Raw genomic sequence first — 255 nt, forward strand, 5'->3', positions numbered from 1 at the left:
TGAGAGCCCTCTTGACCGTCCACTCGCTCACCTGCTTTCCTCTCTTATCTTGAAGCAAAGCGAGTATTTTCTTCACATTGCGGGGCTCCTCGCCTATTTGGCTTCGGATAAACTCTTCATCCTCACTACTCAGCTTCAAGGGACGTCCCTCTCTGGGCTCATCAAAGAGTCCGGTCAGTCCCCTCTCTTCCCATCTGTCTATCCAGTAGGCCACGGCCTGTCTGTGAACATCGAACATAGCAGCTATCTTCTTTA

General features: G+C 51.0%; 1 protein-coding gene. It reads right to left on the reverse strand.

All coding sequences use genetic code 11. From position 1 onward, the window contains the following. On the reverse strand, positions 1–238 hold a 238-nt coding region (locus MWC30_RS22345), incomplete at its 3' end, for a helix-turn-helix domain-containing protein (protein WP_244086373.1). Between the last annotated feature and the right edge of the window lie 17 nt (positions 239–255).

This window comes from Desulforhabdus sp. TSK, assembly GCF_022836495.1.
GTDB lineage: Bacteria > Desulfobacterota > Syntrophobacteria > Syntrophobacterales > Syntrophobacteraceae > Desulforhabdus.